The 15,393-nt window shown below is 60.0% G+C and carries 20 protein-coding genes; 10 read left to right on the forward strand and 10 right to left on the reverse strand.

The window, feature by feature from the left end; translation table 11 throughout:
- The first annotated feature begins 128 nt into the window (after positions 1–128).
- A complete protein-coding gene (locus FGK64_RS20740) occupies positions 129–1,040 on the forward strand; it encodes a DUF2493 domain-containing protein (RefSeq protein WP_138865791.1) in 912 nt (303 codons plus the stop codon).
- Positions 1,041–1,048: 8 nt separating this feature from the next.
- On the opposite strand, the gene FGK64_RS20745 is transcribed toward FGK64_RS20740, so the two are convergent.
- Both FGK64_RS20745 and FGK64_RS20750 read right to left on the reverse strand, forming a co-directional pair.
- Positions 1,049–1,342 carry a helix-turn-helix domain-containing protein gene (locus FGK64_RS20745; protein WP_138865792.1) on the reverse strand — a complete coding sequence of 98 codons (294 nt, stop codon included), beginning with the start codon at positions 1,340–1,342 and terminating at the stop codon, positions 1,049–1,051.
- Positions 1,339–1,692, reverse strand: a complete 354-nt coding sequence (locus tag FGK64_RS20750; protein WP_246057847.1) for a type II toxin-antitoxin system RelE/ParE family toxin — start codon at positions 1,690–1,692, stop codon at positions 1,339–1,341. Before FGK64_RS20750 ends, FGK64_RS20745 begins: the two co-directional genes overlap by 4 nt.
- 627 nt (positions 1,693–2,319) lie before the next feature.
- Here FGK64_RS20750 and FGK64_RS20760 point away from each other — a divergent pair.
- From FGK64_RS20760 to FGK64_RS20785, 6 genes are all read left to right on the forward strand, one after another.
- The gene (locus FGK64_RS20760) at positions 2,320–2,658 is read left to right on the forward strand and encodes a DUF736 domain-containing protein (RefSeq protein ID WP_008335659.1); all 339 of its coding nucleotides are present in this window, start codon (positions 2,320–2,322) and stop codon (positions 2,656–2,658) included.
- Between the two features lie 228 nt (positions 2,659–2,886).
- Complete coding sequence (locus FGK64_RS20765; RefSeq protein ID WP_171054176.1) at positions 2,887–4,242, forward strand: nucleotide-binding protein; 1,356 nt, start codon at positions 2,887–2,889, stop codon at positions 4,240–4,242.
- Positions 4,239–5,282, forward strand: a complete 1,044-nt coding sequence (locus FGK64_RS20770) for a ParB N-terminal domain-containing protein (protein WP_138865794.1) — start codon at positions 4,239–4,241, stop codon at positions 5,280–5,282. Before FGK64_RS20765 ends, FGK64_RS20770 begins: the two co-directional genes overlap by 4 nt.
- Positions 5,283–5,516: 234 nt before the next feature.
- On the forward strand, positions 5,517–6,797 hold the full coding sequence (gene repC / locus FGK64_RS20775) for a plasmid replication protein RepC (protein ID WP_138865795.1): 1,281 nt from the start codon (positions 5,517–5,519) through the stop codon (positions 6,795–6,797).
- 55 nt (positions 6,798–6,852) lie between these two features.
- On the forward strand, positions 6,853–7,110 hold the full coding sequence (locus tag FGK64_RS20780; RefSeq protein WP_138865796.1) for a type II toxin-antitoxin system ParD family antitoxin: 258 nt from the start codon (positions 6,853–6,855) through the stop codon (positions 7,108–7,110).
- Positions 7,107–7,442: a type II toxin-antitoxin system RelE/ParE family toxin gene (locus tag FGK64_RS20785; protein WP_138865797.1), complete on the forward strand. Its 336-nt coding sequence runs from the start codon at positions 7,107–7,109 to the stop codon at positions 7,440–7,442. The genes FGK64_RS20780 and FGK64_RS20785 overlap by 4 nt, the downstream gene beginning before the upstream one ends.
- On the opposite strand, the gene FGK64_RS20790 is transcribed toward FGK64_RS20785, so the two are convergent.
- Entirely contained in the window at positions 7,437–8,546 is a 1,110-nt protein-coding gene (locus tag FGK64_RS20790) for a tyrosine-type recombinase/integrase (RefSeq protein ID WP_425456649.1), read from the reverse strand. The genes FGK64_RS20785 and FGK64_RS20790 overlap by 6 nt on opposite strands.
- A 113-nt stretch (positions 8,547–8,659) precedes the next feature.
- Here FGK64_RS20790 and FGK64_RS20795 point away from each other — a divergent pair, with 113 nt between their 5' ends.
- Entirely contained in the window at positions 8,660–9,544 is an 885-nt protein-coding gene (locus tag FGK64_RS20795; RefSeq protein ID WP_138865799.1) for a DUF1403 family protein, read from the forward strand.
- A 2-nt stretch (positions 9,545–9,546) separates the two neighbouring features.
- Positions 9,547–10,140 (forward strand): SMC-Scp complex subunit ScpB, encoded by a 594-nt coding sequence (scpB, locus tag FGK64_RS20800; RefSeq protein WP_138865800.1) that lies wholly within the window; start codon positions 9,547–9,549, stop codon positions 10,138–10,140.
- Positions 10,141–10,578: 438 nt separating this feature from the next.
- On the opposite strand, the gene FGK64_RS22780 is transcribed toward scpB, so the two are convergent.
- The 4 genes from FGK64_RS22780 to FGK64_RS20815 form a co-directional block, all read right to left on the reverse strand.
- Positions 10,579–10,713, reverse strand: a complete 135-nt coding sequence (locus FGK64_RS22780; RefSeq protein WP_281280431.1) for a hypothetical protein — start codon at positions 10,711–10,713, stop codon at positions 10,579–10,581.
- 108 nt (positions 10,714–10,821) lie between these two features.
- Positions 10,822–12,459: a chaperonin GroEL gene (gene groL / locus FGK64_RS20805; protein ID WP_138865801.1), complete on the reverse strand. Its 1,638-nt coding sequence runs from the start codon at positions 12,457–12,459 to the stop codon at positions 10,822–10,824.
- A gap of 44 nt (positions 12,460–12,503) precedes the next feature.
- Positions 12,504–12,791, reverse strand: a complete 288-nt coding sequence (locus FGK64_RS20810; protein ID WP_138865802.1) for a co-chaperone GroES — start codon at positions 12,789–12,791, stop codon at positions 12,504–12,506.
- A gap of 132 nt (positions 12,792–12,923) precedes the next feature.
- Positions 12,924–13,160 (reverse strand): hypothetical protein, encoded by a 237-nt coding sequence (locus FGK64_RS20815; RefSeq protein WP_138865803.1) that lies wholly within the window; start codon positions 13,158–13,160, stop codon positions 12,924–12,926.
- 150 nt (positions 13,161–13,310) lie between these two features.
- Here FGK64_RS20815 and FGK64_RS20820 point away from each other — a divergent pair, with 150 nt between their 5' ends.
- Positions 13,311–14,045: a Crp/Fnr family transcriptional regulator gene (locus FGK64_RS20820; protein WP_138865804.1), complete on the forward strand. Its 735-nt coding sequence runs from the start codon at positions 13,311–13,313 to the stop codon at positions 14,043–14,045.
- 58 nt (positions 14,046–14,103) lie between these two features.
- Here the strand turns inward: FGK64_RS20820 and FGK64_RS20825 are convergent, their stop codons facing one another.
- From FGK64_RS20825 to FGK64_RS20835, 3 genes are all read right to left on the reverse strand, one after another.
- Positions 14,104–14,292 carry a hypothetical protein gene (locus tag FGK64_RS20825; RefSeq protein WP_062563232.1) on the reverse strand — a complete coding sequence of 63 codons (189 nt, stop codon included), beginning with the start codon at positions 14,290–14,292 and terminating at the stop codon, positions 14,104–14,106.
- A 211-nt stretch (positions 14,293–14,503) separates the two neighbouring features.
- Complete coding sequence (locus FGK64_RS20830; RefSeq protein ID WP_246057849.1) at positions 14,504–14,917, reverse strand: hypothetical protein; 414 nt, start codon at positions 14,915–14,917, stop codon at positions 14,504–14,506.
- Positions 14,914–15,339 carry a hypothetical protein gene (locus tag FGK64_RS20835; protein WP_138865805.1) on the reverse strand — a complete coding sequence of 142 codons (426 nt, stop codon included), beginning with the start codon at positions 15,337–15,339 and terminating at the stop codon, positions 14,914–14,916. The genes FGK64_RS20830 and FGK64_RS20835 overlap by 4 nt, the downstream gene beginning before the upstream one ends.
- Positions 15,340–15,393: the final 54 nt, after the last annotated feature.

Below are 15,393 nucleotides of genomic sequence, written 5' to 3' on the forward strand. Positions count from 1 at the left end.
CGGGAGCAATTTTCCGGCCCGCGGCGCATTCTCCGCTGCGCTCCGATCCTGACGGATGCGGCCCGGTCGCCGCCGGTCCTGTTATCGCCCCATCCAAATCGGGTCAGATCAAACAGAGGAACCAGACAATGCCCCATCAGACAGATATCCAAGAGGAAACCGGCGTGACCTCCGCCATCCTCGACCACCTGGCACTTCACGGCGCGACCCCCGGGCCCGGCGAGACCGATCATCGCCCCCTGCCCCAGCCCGACGAAGTCCAACTCGCCATGGCGACGCTCTTTGACACCACCATCGGCCTCCTCACGGGCAGCCAGTTGGAAGACAATCTCGAAGAGATGCTCTGGTCCCTCACCTCGATCTTCCATCGTCGGCTCACCCATATCCAGAAGCTTCTCGACGACAACGAATTCGAAGTCCGGGAAAGTCTGGCCATCCAGGACGGCTCCGAGGTCGCCTCGGTCGAACTCGAGCGCCTCCAGATGATCGGGCTCAAACTCTGGGACCATCGCGACGCCTTCGAGCAGATGCGCGATCTGGCCGTGGACCACTTCTCGGCCGCCACCGGGTCTCCCTGGCTCCCCCGCACCGGATCCAAGGTCTCGCATCGCGGCCTCACCTCTGCCGTGGTGGACAGCCGGGCCTATCTCTCGGCCAAGCGCCGCAAGGAGACCGAGGTGCACTGCCCTGAAGGCACGCGGATCGCCTTCTCGGGCGGAGACTATCAGGCCTACGATCTGATCTGGTCCGTCCTCGATGCCACCCACGCCAAGTATCCCGACATGGTGCTGCTGCACGGTGGCACGCCCAAAGGTGCCGAGATGATCGCGGCCCGCTGGGCAGATACCCGTGGCGTCACCCAGGTGGTCTTCAAGCCCGACTGGAAGAGCCACGGCAAGGCAGCTCCCTTCAAGCGCAACGACAAGATGCTCGAGACCATGCCGCAGGGTCTGATCGCCACCCCCGGTTCGGGCATAACCGAGAACATCGTCGACAAGGCCCGCAAGCTCGGGATTCGCATCAAGAGGATCGGGGCTTAGGCCCCGGTTCACGCGCCGCGCAAGAGATCCTGCACAACGGAAGGCTTCTTGGCAATCAGGGCCAGCAGAACCTGTGCCGGGCCTGTCGGCTGCCGGCGCCCGTGTTCCCAGTTCAGCAGCGTGCCTTTCGCGACGCCAATGCTCTTGGCGAACTCCGCCTGGGACAGGCCCGTCCGTTGCCGGACTTCGGCGACATCGACTTCCGCGACGAAAACTTCATGGACCTTCGCGCCGGCCAAGTCGCCATCTGCGAAGGCTAGCGCCTCCTCCAGCCCCTTGGTGATGGATTCGAATGCACTCATGTTGCGTCTCCATATTTTGCGACAAGCTCCTTGCTCATCTCTACCGCCGCGGCCTGCTCAGACTTCGACAGGTTGGCTTTCTCATTCTTGGCAAAGACCGTAATCAGAAAGATCGGCATATGGGTCCCGCCAAAGACATACACCGTCCTGAAGCCGCCGCTCTTGCCGCTCCCCTCTCTCGGGATGCGGACCTTCCGAAGTCTGCCGCCAAGAGAAACGCCAGCTTCCGGATTGGCGGCGATGAAGTCGATCGCGGCTTCGCGCTCAGGGTCCAACATGATTGCCTTGGCGCGCCTCTGGAATTCGGGCAGTTCGATCACTGTCTGTAATCGCGTCAATGTCAGTTCCATATAGGTTTCGGCTGCATATGTGTCAATGACGTATAGCATGGGCACTGGAAGGGCAAGCCGGCGACGGTTGCCAGAGCTAGGCAGTATGCCCTGTCCGTTGGTAGCGGCGGCCCTTGGCCAAATATCCTGTCGCATTTTCTGACCAAACCAAACAGCCGGGCTGTCATTTCGGGCGATTGGATGGTTGCGGTGTCTCGTGGCGACCCGGCCTTTGGTTCGATGCTCTGTTCGCCTTGAGCACTCATCTGCATCGTGGGTGCTTCAGCAAAGACAATCGGCACGGTAGTGACCCTGGGGGATGCGACTTTGACGTATGGACTATGTCTAGTCTCCGGTGAGTTAGAAAAGAGCCAAGGCCCTCGCGGCATTCTCCCTCAGCTGTTCACCCACCTTCATTCGCGGCCACCGCACTTTTCCCGGTGTCTGAGTTGCATGACATGCTGGTCGCAGATGTCGTCCCGTCCACAAAGGTTGTCGCCGATCTTTTTCCCCTGCCCCTGCGGGTCATTCCGCGCGGAGCAAAAAGACCGGCGCCTGCCCCTCTCCGCTGCGCTTCGCCTTCGGTGTGGCCGGGCCTTGGCCAGCTGCAAGGTGACCATCATTGCAACGCAAACAAGGAGAAGAGCAATGACTACGAACTGCATCAAATTCACCAGCGCCGACATCGAAACCGCCAAGGGCGTCGGCTCCATCTCGACCCTGACCTTCGACCTCGACATCACGGTCGAACCCGTCGCGAGCTCGAACCCGATGGCCCCCACGCACCGCGTCCTCGGCCGCTCCCCGCGCGGCAAGCTGGTCGAGTGTGGCGGCATCTGGAAGAAGCAGAACAAGGAGACCGGCGCCGATTACTACACGCTGACCATCCGCGACCACGGCTTCAACGCCAACCTCGGGAAGGCCGCGAACCAGGACGATCTGTCCCTGCAGGCCGTCATCCCCTGGGGTCCCAAAGACGCCGCCTAAGCCAAGGGCCAGACCGCTTCGGCGGTCTGGCTTTTTCTCGTTTCGAGGTTTTTGCACGCGTGCAAAATCAACTCGGCGGCTCAGGTTGCTGTCCGTATTTTCAATCGGTGTAGCCCATATTGTGCGCCGGAAATCCTGTAGGCGTACAATATCTGTACATTTCCTCAAAAACCGTGCTATTTACAACTCGGAGCGATTCCTTGAGAGAGTCGAAATGAGAGCGGTGTAATGGGCGGCAGTATAGAACAGTTCCTTCAAGAGCTCGAGCGGGGCCTTGGCCGGACCATGGTCTCGGTCAACAAGGAGTTGACGATGCGTGAGCGCATCAAGCGCTCTTGGTCGATGCGCCAATGTGCTCGCTTCCTGAACATTAGCCATCAGCATCTGACGAAGTTCGCTAAGGACAATGAGGATTTTCCTGCCGGCAAACATGTAGGGCGCGAGCGTGTTTTCACCCTGACGGAGCTGATGCACATCCGGGCTTTGATGGCTGCCTCAGCAAAGCGGCCTGAGCATTTTCTTGCTTGGCGCAAACTCGACGATCCTTTGCCCATCATTTCATTTGCAAGTCAGAAAGGTGGAACTGCGAAGTCGCTTAGTGCTGCGCACTTCGCTCAGTACCTGAGCCTGCACTACGGCATGCGAGTCGGCGTCATGGACGCTGACCCCCAGAGCACGATCACGCTGTACTTTGTCGGCGGCGAAGAAATGCCAACTTTGCCAGATGACGAAACTCCGACGATGGTTGACTTCGCGGGGCTGTTTCAGACCGACGAGTCCATCCCTTACACTGACTATGATGCGGAGACGCTTGACGGGTTCTTCAAGAAAACCTCCTGGCCGGGCGTGCGGCTAGTACCTGCGCATGGCGAAACCTCCGAAGGCGAAATTCAGATCGCGAGGTTGTTGCGAGCGGGCACCCCGGAAAAGCGGTTCTACAGGTTTCTAAGAGATTCCATAGATCGTTGGAAAGAGGGGCATCCACCGGTCACCCGTCCAAATGAGCTTGTGAGCAACGGTAAGGTCGACCAAGCGAAGCTTGAAAGTGCCCTTAACGAGACCTTGGACTGCATCATTATCGACTATCAGCCTGCGCTGACACTGTTCCAGCTGAACAATGTGATGGCGTCTACTTCGTTGATTATCCCGCAGACGATGAAGGGGTTCGACATTGCGACCTTGTCCACCTTTGTGACTGGTCTCCTCTCCATGCTGCGCCACATTTTCGCGACGGATCGGATCGATATGGGCGGTGCGGCGCATATGCTGTTGCCCACGATCGTTCAGAGAACAAATGAGCAAGATCTCACACAGGTCGGCAACCTGCTCGAAAACTGCCCAGATGAGGTGCTGCCGGTATTCTATCTTCGCTCCGATGCTATTTCGAACGCGTCGGACGTTTATCAGTCCGTCTACGAGTACGACCCAGATACGCCAGGCAAGCGAAAAGGCATCAACAGGTTCATCGAGAATGCTGACGCAGTGAATGACGCCATCGTCTCACGCCTCTGGCCTGGTCTTGAGCGTGGCTATGCCGAGGATTGGATGCAAAACTTCTACAATTTCGAGGAGGAAGCCGAATGAAGCGAACATTGAGCAGCTCGGTCCTCAAGAAAAAGTCTGCGCGCCCAGATGAGGATGTGTCTGCGGCTCCTGGATCTGGTGCAAGCGAACAGGTCCACGAAGACGAAGCGAAACTGGTTGGTGGGGTTAAGCCAAGACTGGGCGGCTCTGGCAGTGCTTGGAAGGCCGGAGCACTTTCAGACGCCAGCCAGATGCTTCACGTTGAGCGCGCACAGGTCGTGGAGCGCATTCTCGCGGGTCGACATGAGTTGCAGATTGATCCGTCTCAGATTGTGGACGTGATTGGATCGGACCGGCGTGAAGATTGGCGCGACCAAGAGGCATTCGAGAAGCTCAAAGAGAGTATCGAGAAGAATGGTCAAGATACGCCCATTCATGTTCGGCCAGCGGATCCTGACTGGCGACCGGATGAACGTGAGCCCGAGAACGTAGAAGGCGTGACATTCCAGTTGATCGTGGGTCGGCGACGCCATGCGATCCTTGAAGCTTTGGGATTGCCTGTCCGAGCCATTCTGGTTCCACAATCCCATCGGGGTTCCCGTGAAGAGCAGTTCGAGATGCTATTCATGCGCTTCCGGGAGAATGAGGAACGTGAAAACCTGAGCGCTTTCGAGCGTCTGGTTTCGATAGGCGAAATGTTCGAGCGGCTACAAGACGCCAAACCGGACGAGAAGATAACTGCAACCGAGTTCGCCAAGCGTGTGGGTGTCCATAACAGCGCGGTATCACGTGGTCGCGCTGTCTATGCGGCTAGAGGTGAGATTTTGCACGCGTGCAAAAATGTCTACGATCTCAGCCATCGTGACCTAGAAAAGGTTCTTGGCGACCTGACTGAAAAGCCGTCCAAGCCTGCAAAAAAGAAATCGCAGAGCCCAAAGAAACTCACGGTACAGCGCAAAATCGGTTCGCGGAAATTGAGTGTTACAGGGCAGGGCGGGAAGCTCTCAGTCGCTGCCACGGGGCTAACATTGGACGAGGACATTCTCAAAGGTTTGAGTGATGTCATCGCTGAGTACTTGGAGAAACACGGATCGAAGTAAGAGGCAGGAGCCGCGGAGACGGTGGTCTTCGATCCAAACGAGGTAAGAAACAGGAGCGGATATGCTTTGAGATAACGGCAAAAGAAAAGCCCCCAAGCTGAGGGCCTGAGAGCTTATCAAGATTAGTTTGGTCGCTATCAAGATAGTTCTCCGGCGAATCACTGTCAACAGCAACGCTCCTGAGCGAAAGGGATTCTTTTGCCCTCCATCAAGCAGAGGAGGCGAGAACTATCCATGAAACATACAGGTTGGCGCAAGCCGACACCGGGTCTTGGCATTGCAGAGCAGCTTGCCCAAGCCGGTGAACAGGTAGCTGTACCCAAAACACGGGCCTTCGTGGCCGTGAAACGGGTAGGGGCCTACATTGGCCTCAAGGCCGGAGACATGATGCTCCTCGACACGCTCGGGGCCTTCACCCAGGCCCAGGACTGGGAGGAGGGGCAACGCCCGATCGTATGGGCGTCAAATGCCTATCTGATGGAGCAGACGGGGTTTTCGCTCTCCGCGCTCAAGCGCCATGCACGGCGCCTGGCCGAGATCGGCGTGATCTCCTTCCAGGACAGCCCCAACGGCAAGCGCTGGGGCCGCAGGGACGCCGAGGGGCGCATCGTAGAGGCCTATGGCTTCGATCTGTCGCCTCTGTCGGCGCGCGTCGAGGAGTTCGAGGAGCTCCATGCCGAATTGCAGGCCGAACGTGAGCTCTGCCAACGCCTGAAGCGCCAGATCACCGTGGCACGCCGCATGATCCGCGCGCGGATCGAGGCGGCCGTCAGCAGCGCGCTGCGCGGGCCCTGGACGCAGTTCACTGGGCTCTTCGAGGAGCTTCTGGACCGGCTTCCGCGACGCCATGAAGCGTCCGAGCAGCTCGCCCGACTGCTGACCTGGTTCAAAGAACTTCAGGAACGCGTCGAAGCGGCCTATCTCAAGGCAACAGAGAACGTCCAACCTGTGGAAAATACGCTTGAATCCAATGAACAAGTTCCTGAGAAGACTCAAGAAATGAACCCCAGGGAGGTCATTTCTGACCCCCATATACTAATTACAAACCAACTTGATCCTGTAACTAGTAATTCCTCAGAAAATGAGGAAGTCGCGGCCGTGGTGCCCAATGCTCAACCCGAAGATCAGGTTGATAGGGAGCTGGAAGAATGGGTTGCCGACGTGCGCAAGAAGCGCGCCGCGCTGGATCTGCCCACCGTAATGCAGGCCTGTCCGGAATTCGCGTCCTGGGCCCGCAATATGGGCGGGTTCCTGAAAGATTGGGGCGATCTGCACCGGGTTGCTGGTCAACTGAGGCCGATGATTGGGGTATCCGAGCATGCCTGGAACGTGGCGCAGGACCGATTGGGCAAACAGGTGGCGACAGCAGCGCTGGCGCTTGTATTCGAGAAGCATTGCGCAGGCGAAGTTTCGTCGCCGGGCGGCTATCTGCGCGGTATGGTCGAGAAGGCCGGGGCAGGGGAGCTGCACCTCGAACGCAGCTTCTATGGCAGGCTCAGTGGGCAAGCCGCGTGAGTTGTTGATCAAAAAGGGTCGTTGGCATATATTGCCAACAAAGGAGAGCCGATAGATGGTTACGCGCAATGTCGTTCTGACCGAAACCCAGGACCAACTGGTGCAGGCGTTAGTGGCGTCCGGACGTTACCAGAACGTCAGCGAGGCGATGCGCGCGGGGCTTCGTCTGCTGGAGCAAGAAGAAGCTCAACTCGCCGGTATCCGGCAGGGGTTGTTCGAGGGATTGGCGCAAGCAAAGGCGGGTGAGTTCGCCGAAGGCAGCGGAGAAGACGCGATCCGGCGGGCCTTTCGACAAGCGCGCGCGACTTCATGAGCCGATCCCTTCGGCTGACGCGCCGCACTGAGGCCAGCTTGGTCGAAATCGCTAAGTGGACGATCGAAAAATTCGGGCTCAAGCAGGCTGAACTCTATGAGAACGAGGTGCTCACCCGCTGTCAGGCAATCCTGAACGGTCAAGCGCATAGCCGAAGCTGTGCGGTCTTGATCGATGATGCGGCCGATCTGCGGTTCGCCAGGGCAGGGGAGCATTTCCTGGTCTTCCTGGATCAGCCTGACGAGGTCATCATCGTTGATATCCTGCATTCTCGCAGTGACCTTCCGCGCCATGTCGCGGCATTGGCAGCCCTGAAAAATGTAGAGCTATAGCCCGGCGGCCTTGGTCAGGTTCACCCGGAACCGGTCGCGCCGGCGCTGGTAGCGGCGGGTCATCTCGGCCGAGGCATGCCCAAGCTGCTTCTGAACGTAGCGCTCGTCGACTTCTGCCGAACTGGCGAGCCCGGCGCGAAGCGAGTGGCCGGAAAACAGCGCCAGGCGTTCCTTTTCTGGCAACTCGGAACGGATGCCGGCATCCAGGACGGTGCGTTTGATCAGGCGCGCGACATGTTTGTCGTTCAGTCTGGTTTCGGAGGCTCGTTTGCCATCCCGTGAGGTGCCAACGAAGACCGGACCGAAGTCGATCTTCGCAAAGTGCAGCCATTGCTCGAGCGCATGCACGGGGCAGGTCTGATCCTTGGAGCCGCGGCCGATCTCAACCTCGCGCCAGCCGGTCTTGGCATTAAGCGTGAGGAGGGCACCTTTCTCCATGATCTCGATCCAGCCACCGGAGTCGGGCGTATCGTCCTTGTGCACGTCGAGACTGACGATTTCCGAGCGGCGCATACCCCCGGCATAGCCGATGAGCAGAATCGCACGATCCCGTAGCCCGCGCAGGTCGTATGGCAGGGTGGCGACCATCGCGAGGATGTCCTCGGCCAGGATCGCCTCCTTCTGCACCGGCGGGCGCGCATGTTTGCGCTTGATCCCGGCCAGCACTGTGGCGATGTGCCGGTTCTTGCGATCGAGGGAAAAGCCGCGCTGCGCGTAGTTCCAGGCGAGGCCCGACAGGCGGCGGTCGATGGTTGAGACGGAGAGGGCAGGGGAGGGGCCCGACCCGGAGGCAAGATCCGTCAGGTATAGCCCGATCAGCTCAGGCGCGGGGGGCAGGGGCTCTGCGCCTTTCATCCGGCACCAGCGCGCGAAATGCGCCCAGTCTTTTGCATAGGCCTTCAGCGTGTTGTCCGACGCCGCCGCGCGCGCATAGTCGCGGGCGGTGTCGACCAGCTGATCGAGCGTGCCTGAGCCCGCTACAAAGGACGGAAGGCTCAAAGCCTCGCCGTCAGGACGATCTCTCTCGTTGTCCTCATTGGACGAAGGCCCGATTGGCACGTCTGAGCTCGATTTCTCGGTGTTTTCTGACATGCCGCTGAGCATATTCTTATATGTCCGATAATGCAAATTTATTGGACATTACCGAGAGCGGAAAGCCGGGGCGGTTATCTCGCTATTTTCTGGAATAAAGCGCCGCGCAAGTCTAGGCTTCAGGCATGACTTTTGCCCGGCCGGATCACATCAGCAACCTCGAAACGCTACCCCGGATGCCGTCCTGGGTCACCTCCGCGCGTGCTGAAACCCTTGAAGATGTTGCGTTTTTGTCGGGCGCGGCGCTGAACCACCTGTATCTTGTGTTGGGACGCGAGGACGTGCCCCAAGCCTTGTTGCGGGACCGGCTCGCGCTGCGCGCAGCGGAGGCCTGTGTCGCGTTTTCCGGGCGCCTGGAGAGAGCAGGGGATCTGCGCGACGCGGTGCATTTGTTGCGCTCTGGCGATCTGCCGGGACCGGCTGGCGAGACCTGCCTCGCCTGGCGGCGCGCGGTGGAGCGGCCAGTGTCGACCAAGGCTCTGGGTCGAGCCTTGCCGGCCTCCGAGTCGGGCAAGATCGCGATGTGGCTCAATGCAGGGAAGGGGGCGCCGGTGACTCGGGCCGCGATGGTGCTGGAGGCGGTGCTGACGGAGGCGCCACGCGCTGACGTAGCTTCGCTGGTCATCGCGGATGCGGCTCTCGCCCAAACATTCGGTTGGGATCATCTCGTGCCGTTGTTGGCCGCGGGTCTGAAACGTGCCGACCTGCGCAAGCAGGGCGACGATTTGCGTCTCGCCTGTCATCGGGCACTCATCTTATCGGCGGTCGAGGCTGTGCGTCTCTCCGCCGACCTCGCGCGTCGGGCGGCACACCTGAAAGCCGTCGCGCCGAAGCTGCGGGCCAAAGGGGGCGGCGGCGCGGTCGAGATGTTCCTGACCCGCGATGCCGTCGCTCCCTCGGCGCTACCCCTGCCGGATCGAGCCGCGCGGCGGCTCTGCGACCGGCTGGTCGAGCTCGGCGCGGTGCGCGAGATGACCGGGCGCGACACCTTCCGGCTCTACGGGCTGTAGCGATGGCGAAGGATCGCTCTGACCCTGATTTGGATTGCGAGCTGCCCGACCTGCCGCCAGAGTTGCGCTGGCGGGAATGGATGCGCCGGATCGAGGCGGTGCTCTTCGCCTCTGCCTCCCCCGTGCCGCGTGAAGATCTTGCCCGCGTCGTGGGGCAGGGGGCGTCGGTCGACCTGCTTGTCGAGGACCTTGCCGCCGATCTGGAGGGACGGGCCTTCGAGATTGTACAAGTCGCCGGTGGCTGGATGTTCCGGACGCGGGTTACCTATGCACCTGCGATCCGCGCCGCGGCGGATGTCGAGGATCAGCTACTCGATCTGAGCGAATTCGACGTCGCGGTTCTCGCTGCCATCGCCTACCATCAGCCGATCACGCGCGATGGGCTGAAGGATATCTTTGGCAAGGAGATCAGCCGCGATCTGATCGGGCGGCTGCATGCGCGCGACTTGATCGGGACTGGGCCACGATCGCCACGCCGCGGTGCGCCCTATACCTTCGTCACCACGAAGCAGTTCCTGGTTGCCTTCGGATTGGAGAGTCTGCGCGATCTTCCCGATCGGGAGCTGCTGGTGGATGCTGGGGTAACAAGCTCATAGCCAAAGGATTGCAGGTTCACATCCTTCCCCCGCAACAAATTATCTCGAGAAACCAAATTAATTTCAGTGGCTTGGTGAGCGACGAGAATTTGTTGTTAATTCGGCTCTATCAATATCAATGACTTAGACCCGTAGGTTCAAATCAACTCGCAACCAACTGTGACGGAGTAGAGCAGCGCCGAATCGGCGTCGCTTTCGTGATTGATCGTAGCGATTTAGTTACAATTTCGGTGGACTAAAGAATTTCCTGTGCAGCGTGTGTTCAGATTTCGATCTCGTGATCTCGTGCCTGCTTCGACAGTCTTGTTTATCCGCTGCCGAGCGACACCGCGGGTCACTCGGCTAGAGACTAGACAGCCTTCACGGCGAGGAAGATGTGACGTAGGGAAAGCAAGCCTTAAGGCGGCTCAGCTCATCGTGTGGGACGTCCACAAGCGATTAATTCTTCTTGTGCTCGCCAAGACTGGTCAAAGGTTTGCCCTTTGTTAAGTCGGTTGCTGCGACGACCTTTTCCTTCACCTTTTTGGGCTTCTTCGCTTCTCTATTACCGCGCTTCTTGTCACCTTTTGACACGTTAGATCCTCCTGATCCATATTTCTGTTTCTGATGCCGTTCTCGTCTTTGGTCTTCGTCAGATTGCGATTTGGCGCCCCACGGGCCCTGCCCGTTAGAAGTGGGCGCTCACATCATCCCGCCCATACCACCCATGTCGGACATTTCGGTACCGGCCCCTGCTTTCTCAGGCTTTTGCGCGACCATCGCTTCGGTCGTGATCAATAGCCCAGCGATCGATGCGGCGTTTTCGAGTGCGATCCGGACGACTTTCGTCGGATCAATGACACCGGCCTTCAGCATGTCGACGTACTCCTCGGCCTGCGCGTCGAAACCGAAGCTCCGGCTGTCGTTCTCGATGACCTTGCCAACAATGACCGATCCGTCGACCCCGGCATTTTCGGCAATCTGGCGCAGCGGTGCCTGGATCGCGCGGCGGACGATCTTGATCCCGGCATCTTGGTCGCCGTTCTCGCCCGTCAGCGTCGCCAGCACCTTGCCAGCGTGAACCAGGGCCACGCCGCCACCGGGCACGACACCTTCCTGAACCGCAGCGCGAGTAGCATTGAGCGCATCGTCGACGCGGTCCTTGCGCTCTTTCACCTCGATCTCGGTTGCCCCGCCGACCCGGATCACGGCGATTCCTCCGGCAAGCTTGGCCAGCCGTTCCTGCAGCTTCTCCTTGTCGTAGTCCGAAGTGGTTTCCTCGATCTGCGCGCGAATCTGTGTGACGCGCGCCGCGATCGCATCCTTGTCGCCGGCACCGTCGATGATCGTCGTGTCATCCTTTGTGATCGTGACCTTTCTGGCGGACCCGAGCATGTCCATGGTGACATTCTCCAGCTTGGTGCCCATTTCCACGGAAATCACCTGACCGCCCGTCAGCACGGCGATGTCTTCCATCATCGCCTTGCGGCGATCCCCGAAGCCCGGTGCCTTGACGGCCGCCACCTTCAATCCGCCGCGCAGCTTGTTGACGACCAGCGTCGCCAGCGCCTCGCCTTCGATATCCTCGGCCACGATCAGCAGTTGCTTCTCGGCCTGGATCACGGCCTCCAGCAACGGCACCATTGAGGCGAGCGAGGTCAACTTCTTCTCGTGAAGCAGGACGACGCAGTCATCCAGCTCGACGACCATCTTCTGGGCGTTCGTGATGAAGTAGGGACTCAAATAGCCGCGGTCGAACTGCATGCCTTCGACCACTTCGGTCTCGGTCTCCAACCCTTTGTTTTCCTCGACGGTGATCACGCCTTCCTTGCCGACCTTGGCCATCGCGTCGGCGATCTGCCGACCGATCTCGACTTCGCCATTGGCCGAAATGGCGCCGACCTTGGCAATCTCGTCGCTATCGCCCACAGGTCGGGACATGGTCTTGATCTCGGCCACAACCGCAGCGACGGCTTTGTCGATGCCGCGCTTGAGATCCATCGGGTTCATGCCGGCCGCAACCGACTTCATGCCTTCCCGGACAATCGCATGGGCGAGTACGGTTGCAGTGGTGGTTCCGTCGCCGGCCTCGTCGTTCGTACGCTGCGCGACCTCCTTGACCATCTGGGCGCCCATATTCTCGAAATGGTCCGACAGCTCGATCTCCTTTGCGACGGTCACACCGTCCTTGGTGATGCGCGGTGCACCCCAGGATTTATCGAGAATGACGTTTCGACCCTTGGGGCCGAGTGTGATTTTGACGGCATTTGCCAGCGTGTTGATGCCTTTCAGCATTCGGTCGCGGGCATCGGTACTGAAGCGAACTTCCTTGACGGACATGATGTGAATTCCTGAGACTGAGGTTGATGTGAAAGATTTCGGGCTCAGGCGATCACGCCGAGAATGTCGCTCTCCTTCATGATCAGGAGGTCTTCGCCATCAAGTTTGATCTCTGAGCCGGACCATTTTCCGAACAGGATCCGGTCGCCGGCTTTGATGTCCATCGGGATGCGCTCGCCGTCCTCGCGCCTTCCCCCGGCACCAATGGAGACGACTTCGCCTTCTTTAGGCTTCTCCTTGGCGGTATCGGGAATGATGAGGCCGCCCTTGGTCGTCTCGTCGCCTTCAATGCGGCGAACGAGGACCCGGTCGTGGAGGGGAGTGAATGACATCGACGTGCTCCTTGTCGCGGATTGTCGGGCGTAAGTGCCTTGTTCGAATGCCCGGCTCCGATGCGCGCAAGGCGGCGACAACCTGGTGGGGCTATTCTTCGAGATTGCGGATCAGACCGCCGCGGTATTGCATCACGGGCGTCGAACGGAGTTCCCTCCAGCTATGATCGAATTGATCATTTCGGCGACGGCCCGGTGCCTTTCCATTTCGAGTTCGGTGCCAACGACATTCTCATGGGTCGCCGCGGCGTCGCGAAGAACCCCCACGATCTCGTGCTCCGGCAGCACCCCGCGATCGTTCAAGGCAAGCAGGAGCGCTTCGCAGATTGACAGGGCGGCCTGGCCTGCATGTTCGCTCGCGGTCGACATCTGGCGTCCCTTCCTTGGCATCGTGATCCCCGTGGAAGGCGAGTTTCAGATACATCCGTACTTCTCGCAGGAAGTGCTCTATGCTGGACTGATCCAGAGCAGTGTCCGGACCGATTTCCGCTCCTGGGTCACGGCACGCCGGGAGCCTTCATGACATCAGCCGAACACAGCCCCCTGACACGCAAGCTCTCCGCCTTCGTCGCCCTGTCGGAGGTCGAGCTGGCCGTGCTTGAACGACTGCATGAGCGTCGTCGCTCATTCGTCGCGGGGCGTGACATGGTGCATCAGGGGCAGTCGGCTCAAGCCGCGTACATTCTGTCGTCGGGTTGGGTCTGTTCCTACAAGCTCCAGGCCGACGGGACGCGGCAGATCGTGGATTTCCAAGTGCCGGGGGATTTTCTGGGATTGCGCAGCGTCCTGTTGCGCACGTCGGATCACAGCTTCGAACCCATCGTTGACATCGAGGCCGCCGAAGTGCTGGCGAGCGACCTTATCGATGCCTTCGCGCGGACGCCGCGCCTCGCGACCGCCATACTCTGGGCAGCGTCAAGGGACGAAGCGATGGTCGTGGAGCATCTGGTCGGGATCGGTCGGCGTGATGCGGACGCCCGAATGGCGCATTTCCTGCTCGAACTGGGATCGAGGCTTGCGCTGGTTGGAATAGGCAGCAGGGAAGGATTCGACTGCCCTCTGACGCAATACCACCTCGCCGATACGCTGGGGTTGAGCGCGGTCCATGTGAACCGCGTCCTGCGGCAGCTTCGCGAGAGTGGACTGGTCACCTTTCGGGACGGCCGCGTTACGTTTCACGACTATGGCGGGTTGGTGGAACTTGCCGAGTTCGATCCGGAATATCTGGACCAGACTGGGCCGCTACTGAAATGAGAGGGCCGCCCTCCCTTGCTCGGCAGGCGGCCCCAGTGTTCACGTCAGACGCCGGAGGTTACGCGAGGGCGTGGGTCGCCGCATCGAGTTCCTTGTTGGTCTCGGCGTCGTTCTTCGCGGTGTTGGCCTTCTCGGCTGCTTGGTAGTGCTTCAGCGCCGCATCCTTCTTCGGACCAGCGGGCGCCTTGTCCCATGCGGCCTTCACGGAGGTCATCTTTTCGGCGGTCTTGTTCTGTTCGGGAGTCATTGGGATTGTCCTTTCTGGACGCTCCGAGAATAAGAAGCGTGTCGACATGCCGTCCTTTTTGGGATCGGCACGCCCACACGCTTCTCGGGTACTCGGAAAAATGCACCACCGAATGTTCGGCGGCACGTCTCACCTAAACGGAGTCGGCGCCCCGCCGCACTGACGCAGGTTAGCCCCGACGCCTGCGGCAGGTCGATTACCTCTGCGCTTGTCAAGCCACCGAAGTTTGCTGATGGGAAATCCTCAGCCATCTGTCGTTATCGTTGAGGTAGGTAGAGGCACAGAGGGCCTTGTAGATCGGCACATCGGGTTTTTCTGCCGAGACGCGATAGGTGAGAATGGCGATATCACGACACCGGGTGACGCGCCGCTCGGCCATCGAGACGGACCGCCAGCCGGTTCTCTGTTGAAGATGGGTCCAGATTTGGTCGCCCTGGAGGATCCCGGGCGGATAGGGGAAGACCATGACGGCGTTGGTCGCAGTCGTTGCCCGCGCGTTGTCGGCGCCACTGGTCCAGAAGTGTTCCTCCATTTCCCAGAGAACGCCCTGTTCGCGCGGCGATAGCGTGCCGGACTTGTGTGCCGCATGTGCCGGTCTGCCCATGGTTGCGGTTGAGACGGTCATTCGCCTGACCCCGACCCGCCAACCATGAACATCTGAAACAGTACGAAGATGATCGCGAGCACCGCCCAGATCGCTCCGCTTGTTCCCGGGCGGCCATCGGCCACCGTCGAGGCAGCGCGCTGCAGGGCACCTGACGTCGGTCCTTCGGGAAGCAGCTGGCTCAGGTCTCGTGCAATCCTGCCGTGATCGCTGGCGAGCGCAGGAACGTCCCGAAATCGGGCAAGAAGCGTTCCCAAGCGTGCCCGCGCGGCGTCGCGCCCCAGCGTGACCAGTTCAGCTGTTTCATTCCATGGATCGAGGCCAAGCCGCGCGAGCGTGGAGAGCACAGTCACGGCATAGCCGTTCCGGTCCTCGCCGACCGACGCATAGAGAAACCGATCGAACTCGGGCGGGTGCGGGTTGAGAACATTGGGGTCGGCCATTGCCAATCCTTTCAAGGTTTGCAGGAACGCAGATCGCCCCCGTTTCCCAAAGGA

Origin of the sequence: Arenibacterium halophilum (genome assembly GCF_005938225.1) — a bacterium.
Lineage (GTDB): Bacteria > Pseudomonadota > Alphaproteobacteria > Rhodobacterales > Rhodobacteraceae > Arenibacterium > Arenibacterium halophilum.

What these genes read in the sequence shown, in the direction of transcription:
- repC (WP_138865795.1), top strand. Translation starts at nt 5,517, where the DNA reads ATGAAACATACAGGTTGGCGCAAGCCGACACCGGGTCTTGGCATTGCA.
- FGK64_RS20790 (WP_425456649.1), bottom strand. Translation starts at nt 8,546, where the DNA reads ATGCTCAGCGGCATGTCAGAAAACACCGAGAAATCGAGCTCAGACGTG.
- FGK64_RS20745 (WP_138865792.1), bottom strand. Translation starts at nt 1,342, where the DNA reads ATGAGTGCATTCGAATCCATCACCAAGGGGCTGGAGGAGGCGCTAGCC.
- FGK64_RS20795 (WP_138865799.1), top strand. Translation starts at nt 8,660, where the DNA reads ATGACTTTTGCCCGGCCGGATCACATCAGCAACCTCGAAACGCTACCC.
- groL (WP_138865801.1), bottom strand. Translation starts at nt 12,459, where the DNA reads ATGTCCGTCAAGGAAGTTCGCTTCAGTACCGATGCCCGCGACCGAATG.
- FGK64_RS20835 (WP_138865805.1), bottom strand. Translation starts at nt 15,339, where the DNA reads ATGGCCGACCCCAATGTTCTCAACCCGCACCCGCCCGAGTTCGATCGG.
- FGK64_RS20810 (WP_138865802.1), bottom strand. Translation starts at nt 12,791, where the DNA reads ATGTCATTCACTCCCCTCCACGACCGGGTCCTCGTTCGCCGCATTGAA.
- FGK64_RS20765 (WP_171054176.1), top strand. Translation starts at nt 2,887, where the DNA reads ATGGGCGGCAGTATAGAACAGTTCCTTCAAGAGCTCGAGCGGGGCCTT.
- FGK64_RS20740 (WP_138865791.1), top strand. Translation starts at nt 129, where the DNA reads ATGCCCCATCAGACAGATATCCAAGAGGAAACCGGCGTGACCTCCGCC.
- FGK64_RS20780 (WP_138865796.1), top strand. Translation starts at nt 6,853, where the DNA reads ATGGTTACGCGCAATGTCGTTCTGACCGAAACCCAGGACCAACTGGTG.
- FGK64_RS20750 (WP_246057847.1), bottom strand. Translation starts at nt 1,692, where the DNA reads ATGGAACTGACATTGACGCGATTACAGACAGTGATCGAACTGCCCGAA.
- FGK64_RS20760 (WP_008335659.1), top strand. Translation starts at nt 2,320, where the DNA reads ATGACTACGAACTGCATCAAATTCACCAGCGCCGACATCGAAACCGCC.
- FGK64_RS20815 (WP_138865803.1), bottom strand. Translation starts at nt 13,160, where the DNA reads ATGTCGACCGCGAGCGAACATGCAGGCCAGGCCGCCCTGTCAATCTGC.
- FGK64_RS20830 (WP_246057849.1), bottom strand. Translation starts at nt 14,917, where the DNA reads ATGACCGTCTCAACCGCAACCATGGGCAGACCGGCACATGCGGCACAC.
- FGK64_RS20770 (WP_138865794.1), top strand. Translation starts at nt 4,239, where the DNA reads ATGAAGCGAACATTGAGCAGCTCGGTCCTCAAGAAAAAGTCTGCGCGC.
- FGK64_RS20820 (WP_138865804.1), top strand. Translation starts at nt 13,311, where the DNA reads ATGACATCAGCCGAACACAGCCCCCTGACACGCAAGCTCTCCGCCTTC.
- FGK64_RS20825 (WP_062563232.1), bottom strand. Translation starts at nt 14,292, where the DNA reads ATGACTCCCGAACAGAACAAGACCGCCGAAAAGATGACCTCCGTGAAG.
- FGK64_RS20785 (WP_138865797.1), top strand. Translation starts at nt 7,107, where the DNA reads ATGAGCCGATCCCTTCGGCTGACGCGCCGCACTGAGGCCAGCTTGGTC.
- scpB (WP_138865800.1), top strand. Translation starts at nt 9,547, where the DNA reads ATGGCGAAGGATCGCTCTGACCCTGATTTGGATTGCGAGCTGCCCGAC.